Origin of the sequence: Rhodanobacter soli (assembly GCF_040548735.1) — a bacterium.
Lineage (GTDB): Bacteria > Pseudomonadota > Gammaproteobacteria > Xanthomonadales > Rhodanobacteraceae > Rhodanobacter > Rhodanobacter soli_A.
This window is the reverse complement of the sequence record NZ_JBEPSD010000001.1, coordinates 1726218-1750053: the sequence shown is the minus strand read 5'-3', so window position 1 is coordinate 1750053 and position 23836 is coordinate 1726218. Positions and strand designations below refer to the sequence as shown.

The window sequence follows — 23836 nt, the reverse complement described above, 5'->3', positions numbered from 1 at the left end:
CGATCGTCGCCAGCTTCGGCAGGTGCATGCACACGTCCTTCGGCCACGCGGCGATCAGCGTGATGACGGGAGGACGGAGAGAATCAATCAGCCGGCTGATCTCGGCCGTCTACGACATCAGCGGCTGGAATGCCAGCTACAACTTCCGCGGCCCGCTGACCGGCGAAACCATGCAGCTCACCAGCCGGTCGACCAAGGCGCTGGCCTGCGGCCACGCCCCCGGCTTTACACCCCGCGCGGACTTGCTAAGGTTGAGCCCTTTCCAACGAAGGGACCGCCCATGCGTCTGCGCCCGGCTGCCTTGCTCGCCCCGCTCGTCCTGCTGACCGTGCTGTCATCGCCGCCGCTGGCCGCCGCCGAACTGACCATACCGCCGATTCCGTACCACCAGCGCACCCTGCCGAACGGCTTGCAGGTGATCAGTGTGGAGGATCACGCCAGCCCCAATGTGGCCGTGCAGATGTGGTACCACGTCGGCTCGAAGGACGACCCGCAGGGGCGCTCCGGCTTTGCGCATCTGTTCGAGCACCTGATGTTCAAGAGCACGAAGCACATGCACGCCGAGCAGTTCGACCGGCTCACCGAGGACGTCGGCGGCGCCAACAACGCCTCCACCGGCGACGACGTCACCAACTATTTCGAGGTGGTGCCGAGCAACCACCTGCAGACCCTGCTGTGGGCCGAGGCCGAGCGGCTGTCCAACCTCAACGTGGACGAGGCGAACTTCAAGTCCGAGCGCGCGGTGGTGGAGGAGGAGTACCGCCAGAGCGTGCTGGCCAACCCGTACGGCAAGCTGTTCAACGCGATCGACCCGAAGTCGTACGCCGTGCATCCGTACAAGCGCCCGACCATCGGCAGCATCGAGGACCTGGAGGCGGCCACGTTGCCGGACGTGATCGCGTTCCACAAGACCTTCTACCGGCCGGACAACGCCACCTTGATCGTCGCCGGCGATTTCGACCCGGAGCAGCTGGACGCCTGGGTCGACCAGTACTTCGGTTGGATCCCGAAACCGGCCACGCCGATCCCGCAGGTCACCGCACAGGAGCCCAAGCGCAAGAAGAACCTGCGCTACACCGTCACCAGCGAGACCGCGCCGCTGCCCGCGGTGGCGATCACCTGGCTGCTGCCGCCGGCATCCGACACGGCAGACAGCATCCCGCTGCAGGTCGCCGCCGCACTGCTGTCGCAGGGCGATTCCTCGCGGCTATACCAGTCGCTGGTGTATCGCCACCAGGTCGCCCAGCAGGCCGGCGCAGATGCTGACGGCCGGGTCGGTCCGGGCCTGTTCACCGCCTACGCGATCCTCGCCAGTGGCCATCAGCCGGCCGAGGCGGAGAAGCTGCTGCACGAGGAAATCATCTGGCTGGCGACCCAGCCGATCCCCGCCGCGGAACTGGACAAGGTGAAGACCCAGTTGCTGACCGGCGAGCTGAAGCAGCGCCAGACCGCGCAGGGCCTGGCGTTCGCGCTGGGCCAGGCGGCGCTGATCGACGGCAATCCGGAACACGTCAATACCGACCTGGCCGCGTTGCAGAAAGTCACCGAACAGGACGTGCACCGCGTGCTGCAGAAGTACGTCACCGGCGCGCACAGCGTCACCATCGACTACCTGCCGCAGGCTGCCAAAGGAGAAGTGAAATGAGTCGCCGGATGCATGCCTGCCGTTTGGCCGTCTTTACGGCCACCATTATCGCTTCAAGCATCGCCGCGGCGGCCGACTTTCCGGCCACGCCGCCGGCGCCCGGTCCCGCGCCGCAGCTGAGCGTGCCGACACCGTCGGCGCAAACCCTGGCGAACGGGTTGCAGGTGGTCAGCGTGCGTCGCGCCGGTCTGCCGCTGGTCACCGCGCAGCTGGTGCTGCGCAGCGGCGGCGAGATGGATCCGCCGCCGCTGGCCGGCCTGGCCGACCTCACCGCGAGCCTGCTGACCAAGGGCGCCGCCGGCAAGACCGCGCCGCAGATCGCCGCCGCCGCCGAGGCGCTGGGCGGTTCGCTGGATGCCGCGGCCGGCTGGGACGAAAGCGCGGTCGGCATCACCGTGACCACGCCGAAGTTGTCGCAGGCGCTGGGCCTGCTGGCGGAAGTGGTGCGCCAGCCGGACTTCAGTGCGGCCGAGTTGAAACGGGCGCAGGCGCAGGCGATCGACGACCTGCGCCTGATGCTGAGCCGGCCCACCGCGCTGGCTTCGCTGGCGGCCAGCCGCGGCGTGTTCGGCGACGGCGCCTACGGCCATTCGCGCGGCGGCACGCCGGCCTCGATCGCGCGGATCGGCCGCGCCGACGTGCAACGGCTGCATGCGGCGCTGTACCGGCCGGACAACGCGATCCTGATCCTCGCCGGCGACATCACCCCGGCGCAAGCGCAGCAGCTGGCGCAGGCAAGCTTCGGCGACTGGCCGAAGCCGGCCACGCCGTTGCCGGCGCGGCCGGCGGGCAAGGCCGCCAGTCAGCTGCCCGCGGTCCTGCTGATCGATCAGCGCGGCGCCGGCCAGGCCGGCGTGGTCGCGGCACATGCGGCGCCGTCGCGCGGCGATGACGGCTACTACGTGGGCACGGTCGCCAACGCGGTGCTCGGTGGCTCGTACTCGGCGCGCCTGAATGAGGAAATCCGCATCAAGCGCGGCCTGTCCTACGGCGCCAACAGCCGGCTGCAGCCCTTGCGCGACGCCGGCCTGTGGCTGGCCTCGGCGCAGACCAAGAACCCGTCCGCGGCGTCGGTGGTCGAGTTGATGCTGGGCGAGTTCAAGCGGCTGGGCAGCACGCGGGTTTCCGCCGACGAACTGGCCGCGCGCAAGGCCACACTGATCGGCGGCTACGGCCGCAGCCTGGAAACCACCAGCGGACTGGCCGAACAGGTCGGCGAGCTGGCGGTGTACGGCGTGCCGCTCGACGAGATCGGCCGGTACATCGCGCAGGTGCAGGCGGTGACGCCGAAGCAGATCGAGAAGTACGCGGACAAGCATCTGGATGCCGGCGCCAGCACGGTGGTGGTGGTCGGCGACGCCGCGCAGTTCGCCGCGGACATCCGCAAGGCGCATCCGCAGGCCGCGCTGCTGGAGTCGACCGCGCTGGACCTGGATAGCCCGACCTTGCAACCGGCGGGCAGCAGAAAATAACCGTCTTGACCGTGTCATCACCGAACCCCGGCCATCGTGCCGGGGTTTTTACATCGCGGGGGCAACAATCTGTTGCCGAAATCGCACCAAGAAGGGGGCTTCGCCCGGCATCGGTCATTTTGTAAACTGTGCGGTACATAAAAATGCCCCCACCGCGAGGTTGCCCCATGTCCCTTCGTCCCCTCATCCGCAGCGCACTCGTACTGACCTTGGTCACCGCGGCGTTGCCGGCGGCTGCCACCCGGTTCGAAGTACAGGCCGGGCGCAGCAACTCGAACGGCCACAGTGCGAACACTGCCTTCGTCGAGGCGGTGTTCGCACCGCAGCCGCTCGGCCAGACCCGCTTCACCTGGTCACCGGACGTCTCTCTCGGCTGGATCGACGGTCGCCACGTGGCGACCGACAACAGCCGTTACACAACACGTGACTCGGTAGCGCTGCTTGCCGCCGGCGCACGCTTCCATCTCGGCGGGACCGGTGACTGGTACCAGCCGCTGTTCCTCAGCGAACAACTCGCCGTCACCAACCGCGCCACCCACGCGCTTTCCAGCCACTACCAGTTCGTCAGCACGCTGGGCTGGCAGGCGAAGCATTTCAGCGTGGCGATCCGGCACATTTCCAATGGCGGCCTGCACCGTCCGAACACCGGCGAGACCATGGCGCTGGTCGGCTTCGCCTTCGACATCTGACACTTGCTCAACCGCGGACAAGACAACGGCCCTGAACGGGGCCGTTGTCTTGTCCGGTGCATGCCGGCCGCTTCAGTGGCCGCCGGCGGCCGGTCTGGCCTTCGGCGTGAACGGCGGCCTGGCCAGCCAGATCACGAGGACCAGGGCGATGAAGATCCAGCCCAGCGCGTGGAATACCTCGTTGAACGAGATCTGGTAGCCCTGCTGGGTGATCATGTTGTTGATGATGCTGCCGGAAACCTGCTGGTCGCCCTGGCCGAGCTGGGTCATCGCCGTCTGCGCGGTCGGGCTGTAGGCGGTGATGTGCTCGGCCAGCTGTTCGTGGTGGGTCACCGCGCGGCGCTCCCACAGCAAGGTGGTGAGCGATGCGGAGAAGCTGCCGCCCAGCGTGCGCAGGAAGGTGGCCAGGCCGGAGCCGGACGCGATCTCGTTCTGCTGCAGGTCCGACAGCAGGATGGTCAGCACCGGCATGAAGAACAGCGCCACGCCCAGGCCCTGCCACAGCTGCACCATCGCCACGTGGTAGAAGTCGATGCCGATGAAGAAATCCGAGCGCATGAAGCAGGTCAGGCCCATCACCACGAATGCCGCCGCGGCCAGCAGCCGCAGATCCATGCGCGGCCCGTACTTGCCGACGACGAAGGTCAGCAGCACCGGGATGATGCCCAGCGGTGCGCTGGCGTAGCCGGCCCAGATCGAGGTGTAGCCGAGGTTGCGCTGCAACCACAGCGGCACCATCAGCGCGATCGCGAAGAACGCCGCGTAACCGAGGACCAATGCAATCGTGCCGACGGTGAAGTTGCGGTGGCGGAACAGCTTCAGGTCGACGATGGGATCCTTGTCGGTCAATTCCCAGATCAGGAAGATCGCGATGCTGATCGCCGAGACGATGCTGGTGACGATGATGAAGGTGGAGTTGAACCAGTCCTCGTCGTTGCCCTTGTCCAGCACGATCTGCAGCGCCCCCACGCCGATGATCAGGGTGATCAGGCCGACGTAGTCGATCTTCGGCCGCTCGGTCTTCTCCACTTTCCCGCGCAGCTGGTTCGCCACCACCATGCTGGCGAAGATGCCGATCGGCACGTTGATGAAGAAGATCCACGGCCATGAATAGTTGTCGGTGATCCAGCCGCCGAGGATCGGGCCGGCGATAGGCGCCACCACCGTGACCATCGCCAGCAGCGCCAGCGCCATGCCGCGCTTGGCCGGCGGGTAGATGCCGATCAGCAGGCTCTGCGTGATCGGGTACATCGGCCCGGCCACCGCGCCCTGCAGCGCGCGGAACAGGATCAGCATGCCCATGCTCTGCGAGATGCCGCACAGGAACGAGGTCAGCGCGAACAGCAGCGTGCAGGCGGTGAACAGGCGTACCTCGCCGAAGCGGCGGGTGAGGAAGCCGGTCAGCGGCAGCGCGATCGCCATGCTCACCGCGAACGAGGTGATCACCCAGGTGCTCTGGTTGCTGCTGACGCCGAGGTTGCCGGCGATGGTCGGCAACGACACGTTCGCGATCGTGGTGTCCAGCACCTGCATGAACGTGGCCAGCGACAGACCGATCGTGCTCAGGGCCAGGTTGGGTGGGCGGAATTCGGTGGTCATCGGGATCGGTCGGTGAGTGGGTCCGTCTTGCTCCTCCCCCTGCCATGCAGGGGGAGGTCGGGAGGGGGTTGGGCTCTTGACTCAAGATCAAGAGCGGACCCCTCCCCAACCCTCCCCTGCAAGCAGGGGAGGGAGCTGCTGGTGGTTACCTGCCGCCGGCCATGTTGGCGTGGACGATCTGCGTGATCGCCGCGTCGGCCTTGGCCAGCTGCTGCTTGTACACGTCGGTGCTGAAGGCCGGCTGGGTCGGCGACTGCCGGGCCAGGGTCGGGCCGCTCTGATCGTGCAGGCTGACATCGACGGTCAGCGACATGCCCAGCCGCAGCGGGTGCTTGTCCAGCTGGGTCGGGTCGTCGAACACGATGCGCACCGGAATGCGCTGCACGATCTTGATCCAGTTGCCGGTGGCGTTCTGCGCCGGCAGCAGCGAGAACGCGCTGCCGGTGCCGACGCCAAGGCTCTGCACCTTGCCCTTGTATTCCACCGCGGTGCCGTAGACGTCGGATTCGATCGTCACCGGCTGGCCGATGCGCATGTGGGTGAGCTGGGTTTCCTTGAAGTTCGCGTCCACCCACACGCCGTGCAGCGGCACCACCGCCATCAAGGCGGCGCCGGGCTGCACGCGCTGGCCGACCTGCACCGAGCGTTTGGCCACATAGCCGTCCACCGGCGCGATCAGAGTGGCGCGTACGTCGTTGAGGAAGGCGGCGCGCAGGCGGGCCGAAGCGGCCTGCACGTCCGGGTGCGAGGCGACCACGGTGTCGTCGACCAGCACCTTGCTGGTCTGGTACTGCTGCTGCGCCGCGATCAGCGCGCTCTCGGCGCTGGTCAGCGCGTCGCTGGCGTGCGACAGCTCCTCGGCCGAGATCGCGCCGGACTTCGCCAGCGCCACGCGCCGGTTGTAGTCGGCGCGCGCCTTGTCCACCGCGGTCTTGCGCGCGGCCACGTCGGCCTGGGCGCCGTTCACGCTGGAATACAGGCCGCGCACCTTGCGCACGGTGTTGGCGAGGTTCGCCTTCGCCTCGGCCAGCGCCACGTCGGCGTCGCTCGGGTCGAGCTGCACCAGTACGTCGCCGGCATGCACGAGGTCGCCGTCATCGGCGCCGATGCTGACCACGGTACCGGGCACCTGCGGAGTGATCTGCACCACGTTGCCGTTGACGTAGGCATCGTCGGTGCCCTCGTACCAGCGGCCGTCGAGGAAATACCACAGCGCCCAGCCGATCACGGCGAGCACGACCACGATGCCGAGCAGGCGCAGCAGCAGCCCGCGCGGGTTCTTCTTCGGCGCCGTCGTGTTCGGCGCGGCCGTATTCGGCGAGGGAGCGGCCGCCGTGCTTTCGGCCGCGGTTGGATTCTGGCTGGACATGGGGCTGCCTCAGGAACGTGATGGGGTGGAAGACGGGGTGTCGGCCTGCGGCTGGAAACCGCCGCCGAGGGCCTGGATCAGCTGCACCGAAAGATCGACCTGCTGCGCTTCGAGCGCGGCGGTGCCGCGCTCGGCGGCGAGCAGCTGCTGGCGCACGCTGAGCGCTTCCAGGTAGCTGCCGACGCCGGCCTTGTAGCGCTGCTCGGCCAGCTGCCAGGCCTGCAGGGCGGCATCCTGCGCGCGCTGTTGCGCGTCGATCTGCTGCTGCAGCGACTGCAGTGCGGACAAATCATCGGCGACCTGGTTGAGTGCGCCGACCAGGGTCTGGTTGTACTGCGCCACGGCGAGGTCGTATTGCGCATCCTTGCCGGACAAGTTCGCGCGCAACCTGCCGCCGTCGAAAATCGGCAGGCTGAGCGACGGCCCGAACTGGTAGAACCGCCCCGGCAGGCTGAACGAGTTGCCGCCGCCCATGCTGATCACGCCGGCCATCGCGCCGATGCTGATGTTCGGCAGGAATTCGGTCTTCGCCGCCTTGATGTCCTTGCCGGCGGCCTCGACGCGCCAGCGCGCGGCGACCAGGTCGGCGCGGTGGCCGACCAGATCCAGCGGCAGGTTGGACGGCACCGCCAGTTCGGCCGGTCGCAGCAACTGCGGCCGGGCGATCTGCAGCCCGCGATCCGGACCCTTGCCCAGCAGTACCGACAGCGACGAGCGCGCGGCATCGACCGCGCGGCTGGCCAGCGCCACCTGCTGCTCGGCGCTGGCCACTTCCGCATCGCCTTGCTTGAGCTGGATCTGGTTGTCGATGCCGGCGGCGACGCGCTGGCGGGTCAGTTCACGCGACTGGTTCGCGCGCTTCAGCTCACCGGCGGCCAGGTCCTGCTGGGTGAACGCGTAGCCAAGCTGCGCATAGGCGCGGGCGACGTTGCTGGAAAGTTCGATGCGTGCGGCGCGGGCATCGACCTCGGCGGCGCGCGCCTGGCCCACCGCGGCTTCCCACGCGGCGCGCTTGCCGCCCCACAGGTCCAGATCCCACTTGAAGCTGGCGTAGCCGTACTTGGCCATCGCGAAATGCGCCTTGTCGCCGAGCAGCGCGGCCGGCGGCCGGGCACCGGCGACCGCGGCGCCGCCATTCACGCTGGGTCCGCGTGCGGCATCGGCGATGCCCGCCTCGGCTTGCGCCGCGCGGGCGCGCGCATCGGCGACGCCGAGACCGGGGTTGTCCCGCAGCGCTTCGCCGATCAGCGCGTCCAGCTGTGGATCGCCCAGCCCGCTCCACCAGTCGGTGGATGGCCACGCGGCCGCGGACAGATGGGCGAGGCTGCGTTCGGCCTTCAGCGTGGCCGGATCGATCGGCGTGCCGTCCGGGTGCAGGCCGCCGCTGCTGACGCAACCGGCCAATGCGAGGGTCAGGGCGGCGGCAGCCGCAAGTAGATGCAGACGCATGGAAAGGTCCAGGGTGGAAAGGGTCAGTTCTTGTCGCGAAGCGCGTGCAGCACGCGCTCCAGGTACTCGTGCAGTTGTGCCTGTTCGGCTTCGTCCAGCGAGCGTTGGGCCGCCGCCAGCACGCGCTCGTTGCAGCCGGTCAGCTCCTGCCACAGCGCGTTGCCGGCGTCGGTCAGCTCGATCCGCAACGCGCGGCGATCCTGCTCATGCGGGCGACGGCGCAGGTAGCCCTTGCGTTCGAGCTGGTCGAGCTGGCGGGTCATCGCGCCGCCGTCCAGTTCGACCGAACGGGCCAGCTCGCTGGCCGACATCGGACCGAGCCGGGCCAGCCGCTTGAGGATCAGGAACTGGGTGAAGCGCAGGTCGAGGTGTTTGGCCGCCAGCTCCGCCTCCATCGCGCGCACGATCTCCGCGCGCACCAGACCAAGCAGGATGCCCAGGCTTTCCTTGGGGGTGGTGAAAGCAAGCGATTCGGTGTTCATGGCCGCGCATTCTATTGCCCAAAGTATATTTGTCAAGGCAAATATATGCTGGCATGCATTTGCTTTGGCAAGATGTCAGGCAGCGCGCATCCGATGGGCTTGCAGTTCGTCGTGCACCAGCGCGCGCAACGCCGGGTCGCGGATGGTGAACAGTTCGAACACGCCCAGCGCCTGCAGGGTCGGCAGTTGCGCCAGCAGGCGAGGTTCGGCTTCGCGGCGCACCGATTCCGGGGTGGCCGGATCCAGCATCAACTGGGCGTGCACCACGAAATCGGTGAGCGCATCGGTGCGCGAGGCGTGAACAGGGGTGGGGACGGGGAGTAACGACATGTCGGTCTCCTGCATGGATTGACACAAGGACGTTTGCGCGCAGCGCGCTGTGACAGGCTGTTGCAGTACGGGCTGGCGGCTGGGAAGGTGCGCCGCGGACTGGCTGACCGCATCGCCGACGTCACGGTCACGTGCGGGCACATGACTTGGGGGACAGGCGACGGTAGGTCGCTGCCGCTAGGATGGGAAGGCAGTCCCCACTGCTGGTACTCCCACTACCACCCGGGCATGTCCATGAGCACATCCATGCAACGCACCGAGCTGAAAGCCTTCCTGCGCGCGCGCCGCGCCGCGCTCACGCCCGAGGCGGCCGGCCTGCCGCGCGGGCCGCGCCGGCTGACGCCGGGCCTGCGTCGCGAGGAGGTGGCGACGCTGGCCCAGGTCGGCGTCACCTGGTACACGTGGCTGGAGCAGGGCCGTGCGATCAACGTGTCGGCCGCGGCGTTGACGCGGATCGCGCGCGCGTTGTCGCTGTCGCCGACCGACGAAGCCTACCTGTTCGCGCTGATGGGGCTGACCCGCACCGACGTGCCGGAACACCACTTCAACCTGCCGCCGGTGATGCACGAGGTGCTGGACCTGTACCAGGCGCCGGCCTTCGTGCTGGACACGGTGTTCAACGTGCTGGCGTGGAACCGCATGGCCGAATGCCTGTACGACTTCGGCGATTTCAGCGGGCCGTTCGCCGACAACCACCTGTGGAACGCGTTCATGAACCCGGCGCGCCGCCGCTTGTATCCGGATTTCGAGAACGGCGCGCTGAACCTGCTTGGGATATTCCGCATGAACCAGGCAGCGCACCCGGAAGATCCGCGCTTCCACCAGCTGATCGAGGCGCTGAACGCGGCCAGCCCGGAGTTCGTCGAGCTGTGGCAGCGCTGCCACACTGCACCGCTGAGCGCGATCACGGTGCCGTTCTTCCATCCCGAGTTCGGCGACCTCAGCATCCACTCGATGCGCCTGCCGATCCGCGACAGCGACCACGTCGACCGCGCCACCGCGTTCTTCTTCGCACCGGCGAATGCCGCGACCGCCGCAAGTTTTGCGCGCGTGGCCCGGCGCCTCGCCGCGGAGCAGGCCACGCAACCGGCATGACGCGGCAACCGGTCGCGCAGGGGCGATAATCCCCACCTTCGTACCCACAGGAAGCATGACCATGCACCCCTACCTCGGCGCCTTGTGCGGTGGCGTGCTGATCGGTCTCGCGGCGGTGCTGCTGATGGCGGCCCTCGGTCGCATCGCCGGCGTCAGCGGCATCGCCAGCGGCCTGGTCGTGGGCGGCGCGAGTGACCGCACGTGGCGGTTGGCCTTTGTGCTGGGTCTGCTGGCCGGGCCGCTGCTGCTGTGGTGGCTGCGCGGCGACAGCGGCATCGGCGCACCGCAGGTGGGGCTGCCGTGGATGGCGCTGGCCGGCTTGCTGGTCGGCATCGGCACGCGGCTCGGCGGAGGCTGCACCAGCGGGCATGGCGTCTGCGGCATCGCGCGGTTGTCGCCGCGTTCATTGCTGGCGACCGCCGTCTTCATGGCGTTCGGCATCGCCACCGTATTCGTGTTGCGGCACCTGCTGGGAGTAGGCGCATGAGAGCGTGGATCGCGTTCGTCGCCGGGCTGCTGTTCGGTCTCGGCCTCAGCCTCGGCGGCATGACCCAGCCGGCCGTGGTGCTCGGCTTCCTGGACATTTTCGGCGCGTGGGATCCGCGCCTGGTCTTCGTGATGGCCGGCGCCGTGCTGACCACCGCGGTCGGCTACCGGCTGCTGCTGCGGCGCCCGCGCCCGTTGCTGGTCGAACGGTTCCAGTGGCCCGTGTCGCGCCGCATCGACGCCCGGCTGGTGGGCGGCGCCGCCCTGTTCGGCATCGGCTGGGGCATCGCCGGCTACTGTCCCGGCCCGGCGCTGGCCTCGCTCGGCGCCGGCGCGCCCGCGCTGCTGGTACTGGTGGCCTGCATGATCGCGGGCTGGTGGCTGGCCGCGCGCCTGTTGCCTCCCGCCGGAGGACACTGAGATGCATCGCCCCGAGGTGCAGGCATTCTTCGACGAAGCCAGCCATACCTTCAGCTACGTGGCGTGGGACCCGACCACGGGCAGGGCGGCGGTATTCGACAGCGTGCTCGACTACGACGCCGCGTCCGGGCGCACCGGTCACGCCTCGGCCGATGCGCTGATCGCGTTCGTGCGGGCGCAGGGGTTCGGCGTGGACTGGGTGATCGACACCCACGTGCACGCCGACCACCTGTCGGCGGCGCCGTACGTGCAGGCGCAACTGGGCGGCCGGCTGGGCATCGGCGAGCACATCCGCGAGGTGCAGGACACGTTCGGCCAGCTGTTCAACGCGGGCCCCGGCTTCAGGCGCGACGGCAGCCAGTTCGACCACCTGTTCAAGGACGGCGAGCGCTACATGATCGGCGGCATCGAAGCGGTGGCGATGCACACGCCCGGCCACACGCCGGCGTGCATGACCCACCGGGTCGGCGACGCGGCCTTCGTCGGCGATACCTTGTTCATGCCCGACTACGGCACCGCGCGCTGCGATTTCCCCGGCGGCGACGCGCGCACGCTGTACCGCTCGATCCAGCGCATTTTCTCATTGCCGCAGGAAACCCGGGTGTTCCTCTGCCACGACTACAAGCCCGCCGGCCGCGACGTGTTCGCGCACGAAACCACGGTCGGCGCCGAGCGTCGCGACAACATCCACGTGCATGACGGCATCGGCGAAGACGACTTCGTGCGCATGCGCAACGCGCGCGACGCCAGTCTGGCGGTGCCGGCGCTGCTCCTGCCGGCGGTGCAGGTGAACATGCGCGCGGGCCAGCTGCCGCCGGCCGAGGACAACGGCGTGCGCTACCTGAAGATTCCGCTGGATGCGTTTTGAGCGGGCGTCGATGCGGCGGCAGCCTGACGGCCTGCCGTCGTCGGAGTGACCGATGATCTACGTCCTGCTCAGCGTGCTGTGCAGCGTGCTCGTGTCGGTGCTGCTGAAACTGGCGCGGCGCGCCGATATCGACGTGGGCCAGGCGATCGCCTGGAACTACGTGGTGACCAGCGTGCTCACCGCGTTGCTGCTGCAGCCTACGCCGGCGAGCCTGCGCGAACCCGGTGTGCCGTGGCTGGCGCTCGCGGCGCTGGGCATCCTGCTGCCGACGATCTTCCTGGCGCTGGCAGCGTCGGTGCGGCATGCCGGCATCGTGCGCAGCGATGCGGCACAGCGATTGTCGCTGCTGCTATCGCTGCTGGCCGCGTTCGCGCTGTTCGGCGAACAGCTCACGGCGCCCAAGGGCATCGGCATCGCGCTGGGCCTGCTCGCCCTGCTGTGCATGGTCTGGCGCAGCGGGCATGGCACGGCGGAGCGCGGCACCGCCGGCTGGCTGTATCCGCTGCTGGTGTTCGCCGGTTTCGGCGTGATCGACATCCTGTTCAAGCGTGTGGCGCAGGCCGGCGTGCCGCTGGGCGCATCGCTGCAGGCGATGTTCGCACTGGCCCTGCTGGTCGCGTTCGCGCTGCAGCTGTGGCGGCGCATGCAGGGTCAAGCCCGCTTCACCGCGCGCAGCGCGCTGGCCGGCTTGCTGCTCGGGCTGGCCAACTTCGGCAATATCCTGTTCTACCTGCGCGGCCATCGCGCCCTGCCGCAGCATCCCGCGCTGGTGTTCGCCAGCATGAACCTCGGCGTGGTGGCGCTGGGCGCGCTGGTCGGCCTGCTGCTGTTCCATGAGCGGCTGAGCCGGCTCAACCTCGCCGGCGTGGCGCTGGCGCTGCTGGCGATCGGGGTGATCGCGCGCGGCTGATCGTCCGGCGGCAGTGACTTCCGGGCTATGAAATCCCGTCGTCGTGGCGCCTATGCTGCGGTTTCCCGGGGCGAAGCTGCCTCAGTCATCGAGGATCGCCCATGCGCAAGCTTCTCCTCACCGCGGCGCTTGCCGCGCTGCTGCTCAGCTCCGCCGCGATTGCCGGGCCGGACAAGAAGGATGACAAGAGCAAGCCGGAGCCGAAGTCCGACGCAGCGCTGGTCGAGCCGCAAGCGTCGAACAGCGAGGGTTCGGTATCGGTCGAGGGGCATCGCGTCGACTACAAGGCGGTGGCCGGCACGCTGGTGCTGCATGGCAGCGGCGACAAGGAGGACGAGCCGCAGGTCAGCATGTTCTACGTGGCGTACTTCAAGAAAGGCGTGGCGGCGACGAAGCGGCCGGTCACCTTCATCTACAACGGCGGCCCCGGCTCGGCCACGGTGTGGCTGCACATGGGCGCGTTCGGGCCCAGGCGCGTGGTCACCAGCGACGACGGCCACACGCCGGCGGCGCCGTACGGGCTGGTCAAAAACGATTACAGCCTGCTCGATGCTTCCGACCTGGTGTTCATCGACGCGCCCGGCGCCGGCTTCAGCCGGCTGATCGCGGATGACGGGGACAAGGACAAGCGCGACGAGCAAATGAAGGAACGCAAGAAGGCGATCTACGGCGTCGACGGCGACGGCCATGCCTTCGCGCAGTTCATCACCCGGTTTTTGTCGAAGTACGACCGCTGGAATTCGCCGAAGTACCTGTTCGGCGAAAGCTACGGCACCACCCGCTCGGCGGTGCTGGCGAACATCCTGGAGAACGAGGACAGCGTCGATCTCAACGGGGTGATCCTGCTCTCGCAGATCCTCAGCTTCGACACCAGCATCGACGGGCCGGAGTTCAATCCCGGCATCGACCTGCCGTACGAACTGGCGCTGCCGACCTTCGCCGCCACCGCGTTCTACCACCACAAGCTGCCGCAGCAGCCGGCCGCACTGGAGCCGTTCCTGCGCGAGGTGGAGCAATACGCGATGGGCGACTACGCGCAGGCATTGATGGCCGGCTCGCGCCTGGACGATGCGCGCAAGCAGGCGGTGGCGCAGAAGCTGCACGAGTACACCGGCCTGCCGGTGGCCTACCTGCTGAAAGCGGACCTGCGCGTGACCGGCGGCATGTTCGAACACGAGTTGCAGACGGACGGCGACATCACCACCGGCCGGCTGGACAGCCGCTTCTCCGGCCCGGCGATCGATCCGCTGAGCAAGGACTCCGAATACGATCCGCAATCCTCGGCGATCAGTTCGGCCTACGTGGCCGCCTTCAACGACTACGTGCGGCGCGACCTGAAGTTCGGCCAGGGCCGGCAGTACCGGCTGTTCGCCGACATCAAGCACTGGGATTTCTCGCACAAGGCGCCCGGCGTGCACGGCGAGGCGTTGCAATCGTCGACCAACGTGATGCCGGACCTGGCCATGGCGATGAAGACCAATCCCAACCTGAAGGTCTATCTCCACGGCGGCTACTACGACCTGGCCACGCCGTACTTCGCCGCCGACTACGAGATGCACCACCTGCCGATCCCGGCCAGCCTGGAACGCAACATCAGCTATGCGTGGTACCCGTCCGGGCACATGGTGTATGCGCACGAGGCGTCGTTGAAGCAGCTGCACGACAACGTGGCCCGCTTCATCGGAGAGACCGACAACGTCAAGTAGCCGGCTTGCGCCTTCCGCCGGCGCCGCGTCCGGACGGTGCGGCGTGCCGTGGCGCGGTGGAGCCGCGTACCACCAGCTCCGGGCTGAAACCCTCGTTGCGGCTGTCGATCGGCTCGCCGTTGGCTTCGCGCTGCAGGTCGCCGATCAGCCGCTGCGCGGCGTGCCGCGCGATGTCCTCGGTGGCCTGGCGTGCGGTGGTCAGCGCGGGCCACGACTGCTTGGAGAACGGGCTGTCCTCGAAGCCGGCGATGGAGAGTTCGTACGGCACGTTGATGCCGTCCGAATGCGCCGCAGCGAGTACGCCGGCGGCGATCTCGTCGTTGGAACCGAAGATCGCGCTGGGGCGGTCCTTCAGCGCCAGCAGTTTGCGCGCGCCGCGGAAGCCGTCGTCGAAGGTGTAGTCGCCGGTCACGATCAGCTTGCGGTCGAGCGCGATGCCGTAGTCCTTCAGCGCGTCCTCGTAGCCCTGGTAGCGCTCGACGCTGGAGCGGTGCCCGCTGCCGCCCCACAGGAAGCCGATGCGCTGGTGGCCGAGCTGGATCAGGTGCTCGGTGATCGCGTAGGCGGCATCGCGGTCGTCGACGTAGACGCAGGGCGAGCCGTCCTGCGGGTCCTTGCGCGCGGAGATGATCCGGATGAACGGGACCTTCGCCGCACTCAGCGCGTGGATCAGCGCCGGCTGCTCGGACATCGGCGGCGCCAGCACCAGCCCGGCCAGCCGCGAGCGGTGCACCAGCTCGCGCAGTTCCTCGGCCAGCTTCGGCGAGGACGAGTCGCACGGATGGATCTGCAGGCCGAAGCCGTTGCTGCGGCACGCCGACAGCACGCCGCGCTGCAGGTTGATGATGTAGTGGGCGTTCGGGTTGTCGTAGACCAGGCCGATCGCGTAGGCACGCGTGCTGCGCAGGCTGCGCGCGGACGGGTCGGGCTGGTAGCCGAGCGCGTCGATCTCGCGCTGCACCTTCTCGCGCGTGCGCGCGTGCACCGAAGGCTCGTTGTTGATCACGCGCGAGACGGTCTTCAGCGAGACGCCGGCCCGTTCTGCGACATCCTTGATGGTGGCGCTGCGCACCCGCTGAACCTCGTGTATCGAAAGGGTTGATCGCCGGTCGCGCCATCGTGCCGGCGGCGCCGCACGCGTCGGTGCGGCGGCGTGTGCATCCTAGCTCAGTTCACTGCGCCTGGTGCTGGCCGACCCGGTGGCCGGCCAGTCCGTAGTACAGGATGTACAGGTAGCACGGCACCATCAGCAGCGCGAACGCGAGCTGGAAATCGACGTGCTGCTTCAGGTGCACGAACAGCTGCGGCACCACCGCGCCGCCGGCGATCGCCATGATCAACAGCGCCGAGCCGCGTTCGGTGAGGCTGCCCAGGCCCTTGATCGCCAGCGGGAAGATCGCCGGCCACATCATCGCGTTGGCGAAGCCGAGCGCGGCGACGAAGCCGACCGAGACGTAGCCCTGGCTGAGGTAGGCGCCGACCGAGAACAGCACGCCGAGCACCGCCGAGATCGCCAGGTAGCGCTGCTGCGAGACGAAGCGCGGGATCAGCAGCAGGCCGGCGACGTAGCCGATCAGCATGCCGCTGAGGGTGAATGCGGTGAAGATCTTGGTGCGCTCCAACGGCAGGTGGAAGCCGGCGCCGTAGGTGCCGATCGCATCGCCGGCCATCACCTCCACGCCGACGTAGAGGAACAGGCACAGCACGCCCAGCCACAGGTGCGGGAAGCTGAAGATGCTGCCGTGCTTGTGCCCGATCGCCCGTTCGCTGTTCGCGCCGTCGGGCCGGATTTCCGGCAGCGACGAACGCGCGATCCAGATCGCCAGCAGCACCAGCAGGCCGGCCATGACCATGTACGGCAGGTGCACCTTGCCGGCGAACGCGTTGAGCAGGGCTTCGCGCGCTGCCGGCGTCGGCGCCGCTTCGACCTGCTCGCCGAACGTGCTGATGCCGCTGAGCACCAGTGCGCCGAACGCGAACGGGGCGATCACGCCGGCGGCCTTGTTGCAGATGCCCATGAACGCGATGCGCTGCGCCGCACTGTCGATCGGCCCGAGGATGCTGATGTACGGGTTCGACGCGGTCTGCAGCAGCGACAACCCGGCGCCGATCACGAACAACCCGGTCAGCGCGCCGGCGAACTCGCGCCAGCTGACGAACTGGCCGAACAGCACCGCGCCGATCGCCATCACGAACAGGCCCAGCGCCATGCCCTTCTTCATGCCGGTGCGGCGCAGGATCAGCGAGGCGGGCAGCGAGAACACCAGGTACGACACGTAGAACGCCGACGGCACCAGGAAGGCGTAGACGTCCTCGACCTGGAACGCCAGCTTGACGAAGGTGATCAGCGGCCCGTTGAGCCAGGTGACGAAGCCGAAGATGAAGAACAGCAGGCCGATGATCAGCATCGGGCCGAGGTGGGTGCGATCGGACGGCGCTGCCGCCAGCGTGGTTGCCATGGATGGTTCTCCCCGGAGTCGCCGTGCCGCACCGGTCGGGTGACCGGGACAGGCAGGAATGTCTCTTTAATTGCCGAAAAGTGCAACGTTGTCAATCCATCGGCTGGGTCGGTCCTCGATGCGCGGTCGTGGCCGCGGCTTTCGCACCGCCATTGCGAGCCATCATTGTGGCGCCGCAGCAGACCGCGCCATGGCTGCACGATGGCCCATGCATGCGCCGTACAAAGCCATCTACGCGGCTTCGTGAGGAACGGCTCAGGAGTGTCATGGCAGTTATGCTGCGTCGCCACATCGAATGTCCGGGAAATTGTGGCGGACCCGGTTGACAACGTTGTCATTTCGACAGCAGACTCCGCCCGAATCAGGCCGTACCCGGCTCGTGCCAGCACGGTCGGTTCGGGGAGTCACCGGCCACGGGAGAACGCAGTGGGGGAAGTTGCAAACCAGCGTCATGCGGCGGCAGCGTCGGCGACGGCCGTTGCCGAGGCATCGGCAACGAACGGGGCCGGTGCGTCAGGACCGGGTCCGCAGCAGCCGTTCCTGGCCGCCGACGTCGGCGGCACGCATGCGCGCATCGGCCTGGTCGTCGGCAACGCGAACGGCCGCCGCCCGGTCAGCGTGCTGCACTACCACCGCTACGGCTGCGCCGACTGGTCCAGCCTCACCGCGATGCTGCAGGATTTCGTCGCGCAGCTGGCGAGCACGCCGCATGCGGCGCTGCGCGGCGAGCTGCGTCATTGCGCGGTGGCCTGCGCCGGCTACGTGCTGGACGACGCGATCGTCAACGGCAACCTGCCGTGGCCGGTGTCGATCCGCGACATTCGCGACGGCCTCGGCATCCAGCGGCTGGCGGTGATCAACGATTTCGAGGCGGTTGCCTACGCCACCCAGTTCATCGCGGCCGACGAGACCCGGCCGATCATCGAGACCGCGCAACCGGCGGCCAGCGGGCCGGCGTTGGTGATGGGGCCGGGCACCGGTCTGGGTTCGGCGGTGTTGCTGCCGGGCCATCCGCGCGCGCAGGTGCTGGCCACCGAGGCGGGCCAGGTGTCGCTGGCGCCGGGCAACGAGCGCGAGATCGAGATCCTGCGCCTGTTCCGCCGCGAGCGTGCGCACGTGTCGTTCGAGGATGCGCTGTCCGGCCCTGGCCTGCTGAAACTCTACGGCGCGCTGTGCGAACTGCAAGGCAGCCCTTCGCGCCTGCTGACCCCGGCCGAAATCACCGCCGCCGCTCTGGACGGCAGCGATGGCGCCGCGGTGGAGGCGCTGGAAGTGTTCTGCGGTCTGCTCGGCAGTTTCGTGGGCGACCTGGTGCTGCTGTACGGCGCCCGCGGCGGAGTCTACCTGGCCGGCGGGATCCTGCCGCAGATCCAGCCGTTCCTGCTGTCCAGCAGCTTCGCCGAACGCTATTTCAACAAGGGCGTGATGCGCGCCTATCTGCAGCAGGTTCCAGTACGACTGATCGAGCACGGCCAGCTTGGTGTCATTGGCGCCGCAGGCTGGTTTCTGGATGAGCGTCCAGGAGAGTGAGATGAATGCCATCCGGCGACATGGCGCCAAGCCAAACCACTACACAACGTCCGCGACCGTCGTCATGCCGGTCTTGATTCGAGCCAGCCTCTGAGGGGAGGAGATCATGAATTACCACAAGACATTGCTAGCCGCGAGCATCATCACCGGTCTGTGCGTATCCGGTGCGATCTATGCGCAGGACAACCAGGCGAATACCGACAACCAATCCAGCCAGGACCAGGCGAAGGAGAAGCAGGCCAGGACCCTGAGCACGGTGATCGTCACCGGCATCCGCAACAGCGAGGCCGAGTCGTTGGCGCTGAAGAAGGATGCGGCCTCGCACGTCGAGGTCGTCACCGCCGAGGACATCGGCAAACTGCCGGCCAAGAACGTGGCCGACACGCTGCAGCGCCTGCCCGGCGTCAACATCAGTTCGTCCAGCGCGAGCGAGGGCGGCTTCGACGAGAGCGATCGCGTCAGCCTGCGCGGCACCGCGCCGAGCCTCACCCAGACCCTGGTCAACGGCCACGGCGTGGGCACCGGCGACTGGTTCGTGCTGAGCCAGGTACAGACCGTGGGCCGCAGCGTCAGCTACACCTTGCTGCCGTCGGAGATCGTCAGCCAGGTGGTGGTGCACAAGACCTCCGAGGCCAGCATCGTCGAAGGCGGCAGCGCCGGTTCGGTGGACATCATCACCCGCAAGCCGCTGGAGTTCGCCAAGCCGGTCACGGCCGAAGCCTCGATCGGTGGTGTGTATTCGGATCTTCCCGGCGACACCAAACCGCAGTTCAGCGGCCTGTTCAACTGGAAGAACGACGCCAACACCGTCGGCGTGCTGGTGCAGGGCTTCTACGAGAAGCGCAGCCTGCAGCGCAACGGCCAGGAGGTGGTGGGCGGTTACCTGCCCACGACGGTCGGCGGCAACACTGTCTATTACCCGAACGAAATCGGCGCGGTGCTGTTCACCCAGCAGCGCGAGCGCAAGGGCGGCGTGATCGACTTCCAGATCAAGCCGACCGACAACCTCACGCTCGACCTCAACGGCTTCTACTCCAAGCTCAAGGCCGACAACTACAACCGCAACTACATGATGTGGGCCAGCAGCGCGCTGGCGAACGGCGGCGTGCTCACCGCCAACTCGATCCAGAACAACGTGGTCACCAGCGGCTCGATCGCCGGCGGCACCGGCGCCTACGGCGTGTACGACCAGATCTCGCGCCCCGGTGCGGCTTCCGAGTCGAAGTACCTCACGCTTAGCGCGAACTGGCGCGCCACCGACCATCTCACCTTCACCGGCCAGATCGGCACCACCCGCGGTACCGGCAGCAGCCCGACCCAGGACGTGATCGAGCTGGGCACTGCCGGCGGCGCCGGCGCCAGCTGGGACATGCGCGGCCTCGGCAAGCCGATCAACTGGACGCTGGGTGGCGACAACACCTCGCCATCGGGCATCCTGCCGGCAGCCGGCTGGATCTTCGGCGGCCAGGGCATCAAGGTGAAGGACAAGGAGGACTGGGCGCAGTTCGACGGCGAGCTCAACTTCGACGACGGCGCGATCACCTCGCTGCAGTTTGGCGCCCGCTACGCCAAGCACACGCGCGAGAACCCGTTCGAGGTCGCGCAGGGCCCGAACTGGGCCTCCGACTGGCAGAATCCGGCCGCCTACCCGACCGGCACCTACAGCAGCTATCCGGGCGGTTTCAACGGCTCGCTCGGCGGCAGCTTCCCCGGTCCGATCTGGTACTGGACGCCGGCCCAGCTGGCGCAGATCGACGCGCAGTTCGCCAACCGCGATCCGGTCTCGCGCTTCTACTTCAACGACGTCTACAAGGTCGAGGAGAAGGATTCGGCCGCCTATGTGCAGCTGAACTTCGATTCCGGCATCGCCAGCGGCAACGTCGGCGTGCGCTACGTGCAGACCAAGGAGAACATCGGCTACACCAGCACGGCGCCCGATGCGGAAGCGACCACGGTCACCGGCCCGATCACCGGCTCGGCCTTCGGCGACTATTACTGGAACACGTACAAGCACGACTACGGCAAGTTCCTGCCCAGCGCCAACCTCAAGCTCGCCGTCACCGACGACCTGCTGCTGCGCTTCGCCGCGTCGCAGACCATGACCCGTCCGGACTACTCGGCGCTGGCGGGCTACGTGTCGGCCGATGACCTTACCCACACCGGCAGCGGCGGCAATCCGCAGCTCAAGCCGCTGATCTCGAGCAACTTCGATGCCGCCGTGGAGTGGTACTTCGCGCCGCGCGGCCTGCTGTCGGCCGGCGTGTACGCGATGAACCTGAAGGACTACGTCAACTTCGGCAACGAGGTGCGCACCTTCAAGGACATGCAGGCATCCGCCGCCGCGGGCACCGACGTGTTCAACAACTACCTGATCAGCGTGCCGCGCAACGTCAACGGCCAGGTCCGCGGCGTGGAGCTGAACTACATCCAGCCGATCGGCGACAACTTCGGCGTGCAGGCCAACTACACCTACGCCGACGGCCATGCCACGGGCGACAAGCCGCTGCAGGGCACCTCGAAGAACACCTACAACCTCTCCGGCTACTTCGAGAACAAGCGGTTCAACGCCCGCATCAGCTACACCTACCGCTCGCAGTTCTATGCCGGCGTGAGCCGCACCGACACCTACTTCCAGCAGGGCATCGGCAACCTCGCCGCGTCGTTCGGCGTGCAGCTCACCGACTGGATGTCGCTGTCGCTGGATGGGATGAACCTCAACAAGCCCAAGCTGAAGTACTACACCCAGAACGCGGCCTACGGGAAACAGCCGTATGCGTTCTACGACAACGGCCGCCAGTACTACCTGAGCCTGCGCTTCAAGCTCTGAACCGTTTCACCATGACGCGAGCCATGGACGGCTTCGCACTTCTCCCCAACGCGGGCCCGGGCAAAAGTTGTCGGGCCCGTTTTTTTGCTAGCGTGGTGCACGCACCGCCACGGAGATTGCCGATGACACGCCGCTTGATCCTGCTGGGCTGGGCAGCCATGGCGATGGGACTGGCCGGGTCCGCCCATGCCGCCGCACCGCCGGTGCCGTTGCTGCCGTTGCCGGCGCAACTGCGCGTCGACGCCGGCCATTTCACGGTCGACGCGCACACGCCGGTCGTGCTCGCCGACGACGCGGCCTCGACCCGGCGCACGGGCGCCTGGCTGGTCGACCTGGTCGCGCGCACGCGCGGCCTGCGCCTGCCGCTGAAACACGGCGCGGCCACGGCGCATGCGATCGTGCTGCGGATCGACCCGGCGGCGCCGGTGGCGAACCGCGAAGGCTACGCGCTGGACGTCACGCCGGAAGGCATGCGCATCAGCGCGCGCGATGCCGCCGGCCTGTTCTACGGCGCGGTGACCGCATGGCAATTGCTCACGCCGGATGCGCAGCATGGCGCGGTGCAGGTGCCTGCGCTGTCCATCCGCGACCAGCCGCGCTTCGCCTGGCGCGGGCTGATGCTGGATTCCGTGCGGCATTTCCAGACGGTCGACGAGATCGAGCGCCTGCTCGAGCAGATGGCCCAGCACAAGCTCAACACCTTCCACTGGCATCTTACCGACGACCAGGGCTGGCGCATCGAGATCAAGCGCTACCCCGAGCTCACCCGCGTCGGCGCGTGGCGCACGCCGCCGGATGCCGGGCACGACGGCGAGCCGCAGCGCTACGGCGGCTTCTACACCCAGGACGACATCCGCCGCGTGGTGGCCTATGCCGCCGCACGCCACATCACCATCGTGCCGGAGATCGACATGCCCGGCCACGCGCAGGCCGCGGTGGCCGCGTATCCGCGGCTCGGTGTCACCGGCAGGCAACCCGGGGTTTCCACCGACTGGGGCGTGAACCCCTGGCTCTACAACGTCGACGACGACACCTTCACCTTCATCGACAACGTGCTCGACGAAGTGATGGCGTTGTTCCCGTCGACCTACATCCACGTCGGCGGCGACGAGGCGATCAAGGATCAGTGGCAGGCCTCGCCCGCGGTGCAGGCGAAGATGCGCGCGCTGGGCATCACCAGCGAGGACGCGTTGCAGGGCTGGTTCATCGACCGTGTCGGCCAGTACCTCGACAAGCACGGTCGCAAGCTGATCGGCTGGGACGAGATCCTCGAAGGCGACAACCTGCCCGCCGACGCCACCGTGATGTCCTGGCGCGGCACCGACGGTGCGATCAAGGCCGCGCTGCTCGGCCACGACGTGGTGCTGTCGCCCGCGCCGGGCCTGTACTTCGACCACGTGCAAGGCGGCCTTGCCGACGAGTACGCCGGCCGCCTCGGCGTGGAATCGCTGAAGGATGTATACGCCTTCCAGGCCGTGCCCGGCGTGCTGAGCGCCACGCAGGCGAAGCATGTGCTGGGCGTGCAGGCCAACCTGTGGACCGAGCACATGCCCACGTTCGGCCACGTCGAGCACGCTGCCTTCCCGCGGCTGGACGCGCTCAGCGAAGTGGCCTGGTCGCCGCCCGGCGCGAACCACTGGCCGGGCTTCCTGGCCCGCCTGCCGGCCCAGCTCGGGCGTTACCGTGCCCAGCACGTCAACGTCGCCGACAGCGCCTTCGCGGTGGACATCGCCACCGACCGCAACCTGGCGCTGGCCACCGGCAAGGCCACGGTGACGCTGTCGAATCAGACGGACTTCGGCACCCTCCATTACACGCTGGACGGCAGCGCACCCACGCCTGCCTCGCCGCGCTACACCGCGCCGTTCAACGTGACCCTGCCGATCCGCGTGCGCGCCGCCAGCTTCGCCGCCGACGGCAGCCGGCTCGCCGCGCCGCGCGAACGCGTGCTGGATCGCGCCGCCCTGCTCAGCTTGCCCGGCAGCACCTTGCCGAACTGCCCCGGCAGCGATTTCCGCCTGCGCCTGCAGCCCATGCCCGACGCGAAGGGTACCCAGCCGGCGTACGCGGTGAACGTGTTCGACGCCTGCCAGCTACTTCCGGCCATCTGGATGGATGGTGTCACGGCGATCCATGTCGATGCGGTGCGCCTGCCGCGCAACTTCGCGCTGGCGCACGAGCAGAAGCTGGTGGTATCGCGACAGCACGCCACGCCGTTCGGCGAACTGGTGGTGCATGCCGACCAATGCGACGGGCCCGTGCTGGCCAGCATGCCCTTGCCCGATCCCGCGCGCAGCGCGCGCAACTTCACACTGACCGCAGCGTTGCCGGCGCAACAGGGAGAACATGCGCTGTGCCTGATCTACACCGCGCCGATCGACGGGCCGCTGTATGCGATCGGCAGCGTGGCGTTGGAGCCATGAGTTCCGAATGGCGAGCGAGTCACACTGCTCCCTCCCCTGCGCAGCAGGGGAGGGTTGGGGTGGGGTTCGCTTTTGAT

The 23836-nt window shown here is 68.0% G+C and carries 19 protein-coding genes; 12 read left to right on the top strand and 7 right to left on the bottom strand.

Translation table 11 applies throughout. The features are described 5' to 3' along the window. Positions 1-280: 280 nt before the first annotated feature. From ABIE04_RS07935 to ABIE04_RS07925, 3 genes are all read left to right on the top strand, one after another. A complete protein-coding gene (locus ABIE04_RS07935; RefSeq protein WP_354548396.1) occupies positions 281-1645 on the top strand; it encodes a M16 family metallopeptidase in 1365 nt (454 codons plus the stop codon). After that, entirely contained in the window at positions 1642-3117 is a 1476-nt protein-coding gene (locus ABIE04_RS07930; protein WP_354548393.1) for a M16 family metallopeptidase, read from the top strand. The genes ABIE04_RS07935 and ABIE04_RS07930 overlap by 4 nt, the downstream gene beginning before the upstream one ends. 167 nt (positions 3118-3284) lie before the next feature. Continuing rightward, entirely contained in the window at positions 3285-3806 is a 522-nt protein-coding gene (locus ABIE04_RS07925; protein WP_354548391.1) for an acyloxyacyl hydrolase, read from the top strand. A gap of 72 nt (positions 3807-3878) precedes the next feature. Here the strand turns inward: ABIE04_RS07925 and ABIE04_RS07920 are convergent, their stop codons facing one another. The 5 genes from ABIE04_RS07920 to ABIE04_RS07900 form a co-directional block, all read right to left on the bottom strand. Continuing rightward, a complete protein-coding gene (locus tag ABIE04_RS07920; RefSeq protein ID WP_354548389.1) occupies positions 3879-5405 on the bottom strand; it encodes a DHA2 family efflux MFS transporter permease subunit in 1527 nt (508 codons plus the stop codon). A 145-nt stretch (positions 5406-5550) separates the two neighbouring features. Next, entirely contained in the window at positions 5551-6774 is a 1224-nt protein-coding gene (locus ABIE04_RS07915) for an HlyD family efflux transporter periplasmic adaptor subunit (protein WP_354548387.1), read from the bottom strand. Between the two features lie 9 nt (positions 6775-6783). Continuing rightward, positions 6784-8223, bottom strand: coding sequence for an efflux transporter outer membrane subunit (locus ABIE04_RS07910; protein WP_354548385.1), 1440 nt, complete (start codon positions 8221-8223; stop codon positions 6784-6786). Positions 8224-8246: 23 nt separating this feature from the next. After that, complete coding sequence (locus ABIE04_RS07905; RefSeq protein ID WP_354548382.1) at positions 8247-8705, bottom strand: MarR family winged helix-turn-helix transcriptional regulator; 459 nt, start codon at positions 8703-8705, stop codon at positions 8247-8249. A gap of 75 nt (positions 8706-8780) precedes the next feature. Continuing rightward, positions 8781-9035, bottom strand: a complete 255-nt coding sequence (locus ABIE04_RS07900; RefSeq protein WP_354548380.1) for a hypothetical protein — start codon at positions 9033-9035, stop codon at positions 8781-8783. 246 nt (positions 9036-9281) lie between these two features. Here ABIE04_RS07900 and ABIE04_RS07895 point away from each other — a divergent pair, with 246 nt between their 5' ends. The 6 genes from ABIE04_RS07895 (at position 9282) to ABIE04_RS07870 (ending at position 14520) form a co-directional block, all read left to right on the top strand. Next, a complete protein-coding gene (locus ABIE04_RS07895) occupies positions 9282-10130 on the top strand; it encodes a helix-turn-helix transcriptional regulator (RefSeq protein ID WP_354548377.1) in 849 nt (282 codons plus the stop codon). Positions 10131-10191: 61 nt separating this feature from the next. Then, positions 10192-10617: a YeeE/YedE family protein gene (locus ABIE04_RS07890; protein ID WP_354548375.1), complete on the top strand. Its 426-nt coding sequence runs from the start codon at positions 10192-10194 to the stop codon at positions 10615-10617. Next, positions 10614-11036 carry a DUF6691 family protein gene (locus ABIE04_RS07885; RefSeq protein WP_354548373.1) on the top strand — a complete coding sequence of 141 codons (423 nt, stop codon included), beginning with the start codon at positions 10614-10616 and terminating at the stop codon, positions 11034-11036. Before ABIE04_RS07890 ends, ABIE04_RS07885 begins: the two co-directional genes overlap by 4 nt. A 1-nt stretch (position 11037) precedes the next feature. Further along, positions 11038-11904 carry an MBL fold metallo-hydrolase gene (locus ABIE04_RS07880; RefSeq protein ID WP_354548370.1) on the top strand — a complete coding sequence of 289 codons (867 nt, stop codon included), beginning with the start codon at positions 11038-11040 and terminating at the stop codon, positions 11902-11904. 52 nt (positions 11905-11956) lie between these two features. Further along, positions 11957-12814 (top strand): EamA family transporter, encoded by an 858-nt coding sequence (locus ABIE04_RS07875; RefSeq protein WP_354548368.1) that lies wholly within the window; start codon positions 11957-11959, stop codon positions 12812-12814. Positions 12815-12915: 101 nt separating this feature from the next. Continuing rightward, complete coding sequence (locus ABIE04_RS07870; RefSeq protein WP_354548366.1) at positions 12916-14520, top strand: S10 family peptidase; 1605 nt, start codon at positions 12916-12918, stop codon at positions 14518-14520. On the opposite strand, the gene ABIE04_RS07865 is transcribed toward ABIE04_RS07870, so the two are convergent. Then, a complete protein-coding gene (locus ABIE04_RS07865; protein ID WP_354548363.1) occupies positions 14513-15592 on the bottom strand; it encodes a LacI family DNA-binding transcriptional regulator in 1080 nt (359 codons plus the stop codon). The two genes, ABIE04_RS07870 and ABIE04_RS07865, sit on opposite strands and share 8 nt — an antisense overlap. A gap of 100 nt (positions 15593-15692) precedes the next feature. After that, positions 15693-16979 (bottom strand): sugar MFS transporter, encoded by a 1287-nt coding sequence (locus tag ABIE04_RS07860; RefSeq protein WP_354548361.1) that lies wholly within the window; start codon positions 16977-16979, stop codon positions 15693-15695. A 426-nt stretch (positions 16980-17405) separates the two neighbouring features. Here ABIE04_RS07860 and glk point away from each other — a divergent pair, with 426 nt between their 5' ends. The 3 genes from glk to ABIE04_RS07845 all read left to right on the top strand — a co-directional run bounded on the left by glk (position 17406) and on the right by ABIE04_RS07845 (position 23759). Then, a complete protein-coding gene (gene glk, locus ABIE04_RS07855) occupies positions 17406-18509 on the top strand; it encodes a glucokinase (RefSeq protein ID WP_436410359.1) in 1104 nt (367 codons plus the stop codon). A gap of 106 nt (positions 18510-18615) precedes the next feature. Continuing rightward, positions 18616-21336 carry a TonB-dependent receptor gene (locus tag ABIE04_RS07850; RefSeq protein ID WP_354548359.1) on the top strand — a complete coding sequence of 907 codons (2721 nt, stop codon included), beginning with the start codon at positions 18616-18618 and terminating at the stop codon, positions 21334-21336. A 122-nt stretch (positions 21337-21458) separates the two neighbouring features. Further along, positions 21459-23759, top strand: a complete 2301-nt coding sequence (locus ABIE04_RS07845) for a beta-N-acetylhexosaminidase (RefSeq protein ID WP_354548356.1) — start codon at positions 21459-21461, stop codon at positions 23757-23759. Positions 23760-23836: the final 77 nt, after the last annotated feature.

Bases quoted from the DNA above. Each gene is read 5' to 3' on its own strand.
- ABIE04_RS07935 (WP_354548396.1), top strand. From the start codon at position 281: ATGCGTCTGCGCCCGGCTGCCTTGCTCGCCCCGCTCGTCCTGCTGACC.
- ABIE04_RS07930 (WP_354548393.1), top strand. From the start codon at position 1,642: ATGAGTCGCCGGATGCATGCCTGCCGTTTGGCCGTCTTTACGGCCACC.
- ABIE04_RS07925 (WP_354548391.1), top strand. From the start codon at position 3,285: ATGTCCCTTCGTCCCCTCATCCGCAGCGCACTCGTACTGACCTTGGTC.
- ABIE04_RS07920 (WP_354548389.1), bottom strand. From the start codon at position 5,405: ATGACCACCGAATTCCGCCCACCCAACCTGGCCCTGAGCACGATCGGT.
- ABIE04_RS07915 (WP_354548387.1), bottom strand. From the start codon at position 6,774: ATGTCCAGCCAGAATCCAACCGCGGCCGAAAGCACGGCGGCCGCTCCC.
- ABIE04_RS07910 (WP_354548385.1), bottom strand. From the start codon at position 8,223: ATGCGTCTGCATCTACTTGCGGCTGCCGCCGCCCTGACCCTCGCATTG.
- ABIE04_RS07905 (WP_354548382.1), bottom strand. From the start codon at position 8,705: ATGAACACCGAATCGCTTGCTTTCACCACCCCCAAGGAAAGCCTGGGC.
- ABIE04_RS07900 (WP_354548380.1), bottom strand. From the start codon at position 9,035: ATGTCGTTACTCCCCGTCCCCACCCCTGTTCACGCCTCGCGCACCGAT.
- ABIE04_RS07895 (WP_354548377.1), top strand. From the start codon at position 9,282: ATGCAACGCACCGAGCTGAAAGCCTTCCTGCGCGCGCGCCGCGCCGCG.
- ABIE04_RS07890 (WP_354548375.1), top strand. From the start codon at position 10,192: ATGCACCCCTACCTCGGCGCCTTGTGCGGTGGCGTGCTGATCGGTCTC.
- ABIE04_RS07885 (WP_354548373.1), top strand. From the start codon at position 10,614: ATGAGAGCGTGGATCGCGTTCGTCGCCGGGCTGCTGTTCGGTCTCGGC.
- ABIE04_RS07880 (WP_354548370.1), top strand. From the start codon at position 11,038: ATGCATCGCCCCGAGGTGCAGGCATTCTTCGACGAAGCCAGCCATACC.
- ABIE04_RS07875 (WP_354548368.1), top strand. From the start codon at position 11,957: ATGATCTACGTCCTGCTCAGCGTGCTGTGCAGCGTGCTCGTGTCGGTG.
- ABIE04_RS07870 (WP_354548366.1), top strand. From the start codon at position 12,916: ATGCGCAAGCTTCTCCTCACCGCGGCGCTTGCCGCGCTGCTGCTCAGC.
- ABIE04_RS07860 (WP_354548361.1), bottom strand. From the start codon at position 16,979: ATGGCAACCACGCTGGCGGCAGCGCCGTCCGATCGCACCCACCTCGGC.
- ABIE04_RS07850 (WP_354548359.1), top strand. From the start codon at position 18,616: ATGAATTACCACAAGACATTGCTAGCCGCGAGCATCATCACCGGTCTG.
- ABIE04_RS07845 (WP_354548356.1), top strand. From the start codon at position 21,459: ATGACACGCCGCTTGATCCTGCTGGGCTGGGCAGCCATGGCGATGGGA.